Below are 4,571 nucleotides of genomic sequence, written 5' to 3'. Positions count from 1 at the left end.
CGGGCACCGCGTTCGTCGAACTGGCCCTGCGCGCCGGCGACGAGGTCGGCTGCGGCCGGATCGACGAACTCACCCTCCAGGCCCCGCTGCTGCTGACCGGCCCGGCCGCGGTCCAGGTGCAGGTGGTGGTCGCGGAGCCGGACGGGGCAGGAGCCCGGGAGGTCCGGGTCTACGGACGCTCCGGCGACGGCACCGGTCCCGACACGCCGTGGACCTGCCACGCGGTGGGCACCCTGGCCCCCGGGGAGGCCGGTGCGGAGGAGGCGCCCGGCACGCCCGGCCCGCTCGCCGCCTGGCCGCCGCCGGGTGCCGAGCCGGTGGACGTCACCGGCTTCTACGACTGGCTCGCCGACGCCGGTTACGGCTACGGACCCGCCTTCCAGGGCCTGCGGGCCGCCTGGCGGCGCGACGGCGAGGTGTTCGCCGAGGTCGCGCTCGCGGACCAGGCCGCCGACCGGTACGGGCTGCACCCGGCGCTGCTCGACGCGGCCCTGCACGGCGCGCTGCTCGGCCTCCTGGACGGCTCGACCGACCAGGTGAGGCTCCCGTTCTCCTGGAACGGGGTGCGGCTGTACGCGCCCGGCGCGCACACCGTCCGGGCCCGGCTGGCCTCCGGCGCGGGCGACGCCCTCACGCTCGACCTGGCCGACGGCACCGGCCGCCCCGTCGCCTCGGTGGCCGCGCTGGCCACCCGGCCGGTCTCCGCCGCCCAGCTGAACGCGGCCCGCGGCGGCGCCGACTCGCTCCACCGGGTCGAGTGGACCCGGACCGCCGCCGCGCCGGCCGCCGTGCCCGCCAAGCAGTGGGCGGTGGTCGGCCCCGACGACCTCGCCGTGGCGGGCTCCCTCCAGGAGGCCGGGATGGATCCGCGGACCTTCCCCGACCTCGCCGCGCTCCGGGCCGCCGTCGCGGACGGCGCCTCGGTCCCCGACACGGTCGTCGTCAGCGTCGCGGGCGGCGCACCGGGCACCGGCGGTCACCCGGCGGACGGCGGCACCCCGGTCGCGGAAGCCGCCCACCGGGTCGCCACCCGGCTCCTCGCCGACGTCCGGGAGTGGCTGGCCGACGACGGGTGGGCCCGCTCCCGGCTGGTCCTGGTCACCTCCGGAGCCGTCGCCACCGAGCGCGGACAGGACGTGTCCGACCTGGCCGCGGCACCGCTGTGGGGCCTGCTGCGCTCCGCGGAGACCGAGCACCCCGGCAGGTTCGCGCTGGTGGACCTGGACGGCGAGACCGGCTCCCGGGCGGCGCTGCCGGCCGCCGTCGGCTGCGGCGAACCGCAGCTGGCCATCCGGGCGGGCGTCGTGCTCGTGCCCCGGCTGGCCCGCGCCGCGGCCGCCGGGGACGGCCCGGCGCGGGACGCCGCCGCGCGCCGCATCGACCCGGACGGCACGGTGCTCGTCACCGGCGGCACCGGCACCCTCGGCGGCCTGGTCGCCGAGCACCTGGTGACCGCGCACGGCGCCCGCCACCTGCTGCTGCTCAGCAGGGGAGGACCGGCCGCGGACGGCGCGGCGGAACTCACCGCCCGGCTGCGCGCCGCGGGCGCCGAGGTGTCCGTCGTCGCCTGCGACACCGCCGACCGGCAGGCCCTGGCGGAGGTGCTGCACGGCATCCCCGCCGCGCACCCGCTGACCGCCGTGGTCCACACCGCCGGGGTGATCGACGACGGTGTCGTCACCTCGCTCGACGGGGACCGGCTGGCCCGGGTCCTGCGCCCCAAGGTGGACGCGGTGGAGAACCTCCACCGGCTCACCGCCGGCAACGGCCTCGCCGCCTTCGTGCTGTTCTCCTCGGTCAGCGGCCTCCTCGGCGGTGCGGGCCAGGCCAACTACGCGGCCGCCAACACCTTCCTGGACGCCCTGGCCCACCACCGGCGCGCCACCGGCGAGCACGCCGTCTCGCTCGCCTGGGGCCTGTGGGAGGAGACCAGCGGCATGACCGGTGCCATGGGCCGCGGCGACCTGGCCCGCGGCGGCCGCACGGGCATCGTCGCGATGTCCACGGAACACAGCCTGGCGCTGTTCGACGCGGCCCTCGCCGGGGACGAGGCCCTGCTCGCCCCGGTCCGCCTCGACCTGGCGGGCCTGCGGGCGCGGTCCACCACCGAACCGGTACCGCCGATGCTGCGCGGCCTGGTCCGCACCGCCCGGCGCGCCGAGCCCGGCTCCGGCGGCAGCACCCCCGGCGGGACCGCCGCGGTGCCCTGGTCCCAGCGGATCGTCCGGATCCCGGCCGACGAGCGCGAGCAGGCACTGCTGGACCTGGTCCGCGGCCATGTGGCCACCGTGCTCGGGCACGGCACACCGCACGCGGTGGACGCCGACACCGGCTTCCTGGAGCAGGGCCTGGACTCGCTGATGGCTGTGGAACTGCGCAACCGGCTCACCGCCGAACTCGACCTGCGACTGCCCGCCACGCTCGTCTTCGACTACCCGAGCCCGCTCGCCCTCGCCCGGCACGCCCTGGCCGAACTGCTGCCGGACCCGGCCACCGCACCCGGACCGGACGGGCCCGCACCGGACGAGGCACGGATCCGGCGCGCGTTCGCGGCCATTCCGCTGGAGAAGCTCACCGAACTCGGCGTCATGGACGACCTGCTGCGGCTCGCCGGACTCACCGGCCGGCCCGCGGCGGGCCCGACCGCCCCGGACGCCGCCCCGCACGACCCGGCCGACGGCCCCGGCGCCGCGCTGGACCACATCGACGACATGGACGTGGAGGCCCTCCTCCGCAAGGCCCAGGAGAACGAACTGTGAACAAGCAAACGTCCACGGAAGAGCTCGTCGGTGCTCTGCGCAGCTCGCTGAAGGAGATCGAACGGCTGCGCCACGAGAAGGCGGAGGCCGCGGCGCGCGCCACCGAGCCGATCGCCATCGTCGGCATGGCCTGCCGCTACCCCGGCGGCGTGCGCGGCCCCGAGGACCTGTGGAGCCTGGTCGCCGACGGCCGGGACGCGGTCTCCCCGTTCCCCACCGACCGCGGCTGGGACCTGGACCGGCTCTTCGACCAGGACCCGGACGCGGCCGGCAAGAGCTACGTCGACCAAGGCGGCTTCCTGGAGGGAGCCGACCGCTTCGACGCCGGGTTCTTCGGCATCTCGCCGCGCGAGGCGCTGGCCATGGACCCCCAGCAGCGCGTGCTGCTGGAGACCGCGTGGGAGGCCGTCGAACGCGGCGGGATCGACCCGACCACCCTCAAGGGCAGCGCCACCGGCGTCTACGCCGGGATCATGTACCACGACTACGGCGCCGCGATCGGCGACGTCCCCAGGGACGTCGAAGGGTTCGTCGGCATCGGCAACGCGGGCAGTGTGCTGTCCGGCCGGATCGCCTACACCCTCGGCCTGGAGGGCCCGGCCGTCACCCTCGACACCGCCTGCTCCTCGTCCCTGGTGGCGGTGCACCTGGCCGCCCAGTCGCTGCGCCGGGGGGAGTGCACCCTGGCGCTGGCCGGCGGCGTGACGGTACTGGCCACGCCCGAGGTCTACATCGAGTTCAGCCGGCAGCGCGGCCTCGCCCACGACGGCCGGTGCAAGTCCTTCGCCGCGGCCGCCGACGGCACCGGCTGGTCCGAGGGTTCCGGCATGCTGCTGCTGGAGCGGCTGTCCGACGCCCGCCGCAACGGGCGCCGCATCCTGGGCGTCATCCGGGGCACCGCGGTCAACCAGGACGGCGCCTCCAGCGGGCTGACCGCCCCCAACGGCCCGGCCCAGCAGCGGGTCATCCGGCAGGCGCTGGCCGACGCGGGCCTGACCCCGGCCGAGGTGGACGCGGTGGAGGCGCACGGCACCGGCACCACGCTGGGCGACCCGATCGAGGCGCACGCCCTGCTCGCCACCTACGGCAAGGACCGGGCGCCCGAACACCCGCTGTGGCTGGGCTCGCTCAAGTCCAACCTGGGCCACACCCAGGCCGCGGCCGGGGTCGGCGGCGTCATCAAGATGGTGATGGCGATGCGCGAGGGCGTGCTGCCCAGGACCCTGCACATCGACGAGCCGACCCCCAAGGTGGACTGGTCCCTCGGCGGCGTGGAACTCCTCACCGAGGCCCGCCCCTGGCCGCGGACCGGCGCCCCGCGCCGCGCGGCCGTGTCGTCCTTCGGCGTCAGCGGCACCAACGTCCACGTGGTCATCGAGCAGCCGGCCGAGGAGCCCGCCGAGGAGCCCGCCGGGGAACCGGCCGCCCCCGGCACCACCGGGCCTTCCCCGGTGGTCCCCTGGGTGCTCTCCGCCCGGAGCCCGGAGGCGCTGCGCGGACAGGCCGCCCGGCTGCGGGAGTTCGCCCAGGCCCGCCCCGAGGTCACCGACGCCGAGATAGCCGTCTCGCTGCTGACCACCCGCACCGCCTTCGACCACCGCGCGGTGGTCGCCGCCACCGGCCGCGACGGCCTGCTCGACGCGCTGGCCGCGCTCGCCGACGGCACCGGGACGGCCGCGGCGGTGCACGGCAGCGTCCGGCCCGGCAGCCGCTCGGTGGCGTTCCTGTTCGGTGGGCAGGGGAGTCAGCGGTTGGGGATGGGGCGTGGGTTGTACGAGGCGTTCCCGGTGTTCGCGGGGGCGTGGGATGAGG

The 4,571-nt window shown here is 77.0% G+C and carries 2 protein-coding genes; both read left to right on the top strand.

What is annotated here, in order from left to right:
• A partial coding sequence (locus ACH4B3_RS34130) for a type I polyketide synthase (RefSeq protein WP_398469661.1) occupies positions 1-2,759 on the top strand: 2,759 nt, incomplete at its 5' end.
• Positions 2,756-4,571 (top strand): type I polyketide synthase (locus tag ACH4B3_RS34125; protein ID WP_398469659.1); only part of this gene is annotated, 1,816 nt, incomplete at its 3' end. The genes ACH4B3_RS34130 and ACH4B3_RS34125, both read left to right, overlap by 4 nt.

It is taken from the genome of Streptomyces sp. NPDC018031 (genome assembly GCF_044327625.1).
Classification (GTDB): Bacteria; Actinomycetota; Actinomycetes; order Streptomycetales; family Streptomycetaceae; genus Streptomyces.
Note: the sequence above shows the minus strand (reverse complement) of the source record. Positions and strands in the feature narration are given on the sequence as shown.